The organism is Actinotalea sp. C106 (assembly GCF_023630195.1).
Taxonomy (GTDB): Bacteria; Actinomycetota; Actinomycetes; order Actinomycetales; family Cellulomonadaceae; genus Actinotalea.
Genome location: NZ_JALPKN010000234.1, coordinates 1 through 5,057, shown reverse-complemented (window position 1 = coordinate 5,057; position 5,057 = coordinate 1). Strand labels below are relative to the sequence as shown.

6 protein-coding genes are annotated in these 5,057 nt (G+C 73.9%); 3 read left to right on the top strand and 3 right to left on the bottom strand.

Features of this window, described 5'->3' with window-relative positions; all coding sequences use genetic code 11:
* A partial coding sequence (locus L0B03_RS13765; RefSeq protein WP_250446721.1) for an FAD-binding oxidoreductase occupies nt 1–973 on the bottom strand: 973 nt, incomplete at its 3' end.
* Nucleotides 974–1,138: 165 nt separating this feature from the next.
* Between L0B03_RS13765 and L0B03_RS13760 the strand changes: the two genes are divergently transcribed.
* The gene (locus L0B03_RS13760) at nt 1,139–2,332 is read left to right on the top strand and encodes a zinc-dependent alcohol dehydrogenase (protein ID WP_250446719.1); all 1,194 of its coding nucleotides are present in this window, start codon (nt 1,139–1,141) and stop codon (nt 2,330–2,332) included.
* A 123-nt stretch (nt 2,333–2,455) separates the two neighbouring features.
* On the opposite strand, the gene L0B03_RS13755 is transcribed toward L0B03_RS13760, so the two are convergent.
* Nucleotides 2,456–2,896, bottom strand: coding sequence for an OsmC family peroxiredoxin (locus tag L0B03_RS13755; protein WP_250446715.1), 441 nt, complete (start codon nt 2,894–2,896; stop codon nt 2,456–2,458).
* A 75-nt stretch (nt 2,897–2,971) separates the two neighbouring features.
* On the opposite strand from L0B03_RS13755, the gene L0B03_RS13750 reads away from it, so the two are divergent.
* Together L0B03_RS13750 and L0B03_RS13745 are read left to right on the top strand one after the other, a co-directional pair.
* Complete coding sequence (locus L0B03_RS13750) at nt 2,972–3,538, top strand: protein-L-isoaspartate O-methyltransferase (protein ID WP_374204957.1); 567 nt, start codon at nt 2,972–2,974, stop codon at nt 3,536–3,538.
* A gap of 6 nt (nt 3,539–3,544) precedes the next feature.
* Nucleotides 3,545–4,063 (top strand): hypothetical protein, encoded by a 519-nt coding sequence (locus tag L0B03_RS13745; protein ID WP_250446711.1) that lies wholly within the window; start codon nt 3,545–3,547, stop codon nt 4,061–4,063.
* A gap of 18 nt (nt 4,064–4,081) precedes the next feature.
* Here L0B03_RS13745 and L0B03_RS13740 read toward each other — a convergent pair.
* Nucleotides 4,082–5,057: DUF368 domain-containing protein (locus tag L0B03_RS13740; RefSeq protein ID WP_308200064.1), on the bottom strand; the 976-nt coding region annotated here is incomplete at its 5' end.

The following is a 5,057-nucleotide window of genomic DNA, read 5'->3' as shown; positions in this document are numbered from 1 at the left end:
TGAGCCAGCCGGCCCCTGGGGGCAGGGCCGGCACGTGGGCCTCGCCGCGGTGCCGCCGCACGACGTCGACGAGCCGGGCGTCGAGGCCCTCGATCGCGAGGGGGTCGTGCGCGAGCAGGGCCGGGACCACGTCGGCCGCGCTCGGCATGTCGGGGTACCCCAGCACCACGAGGACCGCGGCGTCGGCGATCGGGACCAGGGAGACCGTCGCGCCCAGCACCGTCACGAGGGTGCCCTCGGTGCCGACCAGCATCTTGGCGAGGTCGTGGCCCTTCTCGGGCAGCAGGTGCTCGAGGGAGTACCCCGAGACCTGCCGACCGAAGCGGCCGAGCTCGGTGCGGATGGTCGACAGGTTCGCCGTGACCAGGGAGGACAGTCCCGGGACCACGTCGAGGGCGCCGTCGCCCCGGCCCGCCGTCCAGCGCCGGCCCTGCCCGTCGACCACGTCGAGGGAGACCACGTTGTCGGCCGTCCGCCCGTAGGCCACGGCGTGCGGACCGCAGGCGTTGTTGCCGATCATCCCGCCGAGGGTCGCGCGGTTCTGGGTCGAGGGGTCGGGGCCGAAGCGCAGGCCGTGCGGGCGGGCCGCGGCCTGCAACGAGCTCATCACCACGCCGGGCTCGACGACGGCGGTGCGGGCCTCCGGGTCGATCTCGCCGATGGCCGTGAGGTACCGCGAGGTGTCGACGACGATGCCCGGGCCCACCGCGTTGCCCGCGACCGAGGTGCCGCCCCCGCGCGCCGTCAGCGGGACCCCTGTCGCACGGGCCACCTCGGTGACCGCGACCAGGTCGTCGACGTCCCGGGGGATCACCACGACCCGCGGGGGCACGCGGTAGTTGGAGGCGTCGGTCGAGTACTCGGCGCGGCGACGGGAGGAGGAGTCGACCTCGCCACGGACCACGGCGCGCAGCTGCGCGACGAGCTCGTCGGTCTCAGGGGCCGTCCCGGGGGCTGGGGTCGTGGTCGCCACGGGCCGATCCTGCCACGGGGGCGACGGCGGGGTCCGGGAGGTCCGCGTGGCGTCGGGCCACCATGCCCGGACCGCCGCCGAGCCCAACCGTCGTGAGAACGATTCCCGAGGTGCGGTGCGCCCCGGACCGGGTGAGCCTGAGCAGAACAACGAAGGAGAACAACCATGCGCGCACTGACCTGGCAGGGCACCGAGAAGCTCAGCGTCGAGACCGTCCCCGACGCCGCCGTCGTCGAACCCACCGACGCGGTGATCCGGGTGACCTCGACCGCGATCTGCGGCTCGGACCTGCACCTGTACTCGACCCTCGGCATGTTCATCGACGCGGGCGACGTGCTCGGTCACGAGTCCATGGGCGTGGTCGAGGCCGTCGGCCCCGAGGTGACCCGCCTCAAGGTCGGCGACCGCGTCGTCGTGCCCTTCGTCATCGCCTGCGGCACCTGCCACTACTGCCGGCAGGGGCTGACCACCCAGTGCGAGACCACCCAGGTGCACGAGCACCACAAGGGCGCGAGCCTGTTCGGCTACACCAAGCTCTACGGGCAGGTCGCCGGCGGGCAGGCCCAGTACCTGCGCATCCCGCAGGCGCAGTACGGCCCGGTGGTCGTGCCCGACGACGGCACCCCCGACGAGCGCTGGCTCTACCTGTCCGACGTGCTGCCCACCGCGTGGCAGGGCGTCGAGTACGCGAACATCCCCGCCGGCGGCACGGTCGCGGTGCTCGGCCTCGGTCCGATCGGTCAGATGGCCGCGCGCGTGGCCGCCTTCCGGGGCGCGAGCAAGGTCATCGGCGTGGACCTGGTGCCCGAGCGGCTCGCCATGGCCCGGCGGCACGGCATCGACGTGCTCGACCTGCGCGACCACGACGACCTCGCGGCCTCGATCCGGGACCTGACCGACGGCCGTGGCCCCGACGCGGTGATCGACGCGGTCGGCATGGAGGCCCACGGCTCGCCGGTGGCCGAGATGACCCACAAGATGACGGCCTTCATGCCCGACGTCGTGGGGCGCACCGTCATGGACAAGGCCGGCATCGACCGGCTGGCGGCCCTGCACACGGCGATCTCCGTGGTGCGGCGCGGCGGTACGGTCTCGCTGTCCGGGGTGTACGGCGGGGCCGCCGACCCGATGCCGATGATGGAGCTCTTCGACAAGCAGCTCACGGTGCGCATGGGGCAGGCCAACGTGCACCACTGGATCCCCGAGCTGATGCCCCTGGTCGAGCGCGAGGACGACCCGCTGGGTGTGCTCGACCTGCGCACCCACCGCGTGGGCATCGAGCAGGGCCCCGAGCTCTACAAGACGTTCCAGAAGAAGGACGACGGCTGCATCAAGGTGGTCCTGGACCCCTGGGCCTGAGGACCCGGCCCAGCACCGTCCCCGGACAGCACCGTCCCCGGACAGCGCCGCTCCGGCCAGCAGAGCTCCGGACAGCACCGTGCCCCGTCGCGCATCACGCGACGGGGCACGGTCGTGCTGGACCTACGCGACGAGCGCGGCGTCGAGGGTGATCTCGACCCCGGTCAGCGCCTTGCTGATCGGGCAGGTGGCCTTGGCCTCCTCGGCGACCTTGACGAAGCCGGCCGCGTCGAGACCCTCGACCTCGGCGCGGACGGTCAGCAGGATGCCGGTCAGGTGGAAGCCGCCTGCCGGGTCCGGGCCGAGCGACACGTCGGCGGAGATCTCGAAGCTGTGCGGCACGCCACCGGCCTCGCCGACCAGGGCCGAGAGCTGCATGGCGTAGCAGGAGGAGTGGGCCGCGGCCACCAGCTCCTCAGGGCTCGTGGTGCCGTCGGCGTCCTCGGCGGCACGCTTGGGGAAGGACACGTCGAAGGTGCCGACCTTCGAGCTGCTCAGCTCGACCTGGCCGGAGCCCTCCGAGAGGGTGCCGTTCCAGGCGGTACGGGCGGTGCGGGTAGCCATAGGGACCTCCAGCTCAGGGACAGGACACCGCCGACGCTAACCCTCTCCCCGCAGGGAGGCATCCCCGGTGCGAGGATGACAGGCATGGACCGGGTCGACGAGGCCTTCTGGGCGCACCCTCGCGCGGGGTTCCTCCCTGCTGAGCTGCACGCCCGGGCCCACGAGGACCGGCCCCTGCCGATCGGTCATGGGCAGACCAGCTCGCAGCCGAGCACCGTCGCGGCCATGCTCCGCCTGCTCGACGTCCCCCCGGGCGCCCGGGTCCTCGACGTGGGCGCTGGCTCGGGCTGGACCACGGCGCTGCTCGGCCACCTCGTCGGGCCCGAGGGAACGGTGTACGGCGTCGAGCTCGAGCGCGACCTCGCAGCCTGGGGCGCGGCCAACCAGCCCACCGACCAGCCCTGGGCGCGCGAGCGCCGGGCTGACCCCGCGGTGCTGGGCCTGCCCGCGGCAGGGCCCTACGACCGCATCCTGGTCTCGGCGGAGGCCCGCGAGCTGCCGCAGGCCCTCGCGGACCAGCTGGCCGCCGGGGGGCGGATGGTGCTGCCGGTGCGGGGTGAGATGCTCCTGGTCGAGCGCGCGCCCGACGGCGGGCTGCGCACCACGGGCCACGGCGGCTACCGGTTCGTCCCACTACGCTGACCAGCGATGACCCCGCCGACCACCGCCCCCTCCCCGGCCGCAGGCCCCCCGCTCGCCCCGAGCACGGCGGAGTCCCTGGCCCTTGCGGCGGTGTGGTGCACCCTCCCGCTGGCCTACCTCATCCCGTTCCTGACCCAGGCCGGGTACGCCGTGATGATCATGCTGCTGGCCTTCCCCGTCACGGGGGGTTACCTGCTGGCGGGAGCACTGCTCCTGCACCGGGAGCTGCGCCGACGCTCCCGGATCCGGCTGCTGCACGGTCGGATCGGCCGTCGCGGACTGAGCTGGACCTGGGCCTGGGTGCTGACCACGGTGGGCGCATCGGTCGCGCTCACCCTCGAGTCCCTGGCCACCGAGGACCGGCTCGAGCCCGCCCCCGTCCAGCTCTTCGGCCCGCTCGTGGTGCTCTCGGTCGTCGCCCTGATCGGTGCGCTCATGCACTTCTCGCGCCGAGCGACGTCCGGGCGTCCCGAGCCGCTGAGCCTCGCCGAGGCGGCCGACCAGGACTCTCGCCCGCGGGACTGACGACCGTCAGCGGGGGGCTCAGTCAACGTCGAGGGTGTCGGCCACGTGCTGGGCGTCGGCCGGCCGCCGTCGGGCGCGGGCCTCGGCGAGCAGGAGGCCCAGGACGATCGCCATGCCGAGCAGGACCAGCCCCACCACCGGCAAGACGTCGTCGGCAGGGGCCAGCAGGCCACGGTCCTCGTCCTGCCACGGCCACAGGGCGCGCAGGGACCCGGCCATGAGGCCCGTCATGACGACCAGGGTGACCCGGTGGTGGTGCTCGAGCAGCCACTGCAGCCCGGAGACGAAGGCTCCGAGCCCGACGATCGCCCCGAGGACGAAGACGCCGAGGTAGCCCAGGTCGCGGTCGTTGACCGCGGCGAGGGTCGGCTCGTAGAGGCCGACCGTGAGCAGCAGGAACGAGCCCGAGACGCCGGGGAGCACGAGGGCGCACACCGCGAAGGCCGCGGCCACGCCCACCACGAGCATCGACGGGTCCTGGTCCGCGGCCGGGGGGATGGCCGTGAGGAAGAAGGCCACGGCCGCCGCAGCCAGGCCCAGCAGGACCTCGCGCGCACGCCAGGCACCGCCGACCATGCGCGCGGGGACCGCGAGCGAGGCGAGGATCAGCCCCGCGAAGAGCGCGCGGGACTCGACGGGGTGCTCCTCGAGCAGGGGCTCGATCGCACTCGCGCCGAGGATCACCGCCGTGATCATCCCGATGCCGATGGGGAGGAGCGCCCCCCACCGCACCTTGCGGGCGTTCTGCGCCGCGAGGGCCCGGACCTCGGCCCGCTCCTCGCCGCGCCGGACCAGGCCGCGCACGCCGTCGACCGCGGCCCGCACCAGGTGACCGGCCGAGCGGATGATGGTCTCGTACACACCGACGACCAGCGCGATCGTCCCGCCGCTGACCCCGGGCACGATCTCCGCGAGGCCGATCAGCGCACCGCGCACCAGGTAGCCCAGGCGGGCCGCCCAGCCGCGCTCGGTGGCGTGGTGCGGGGTGACGGGC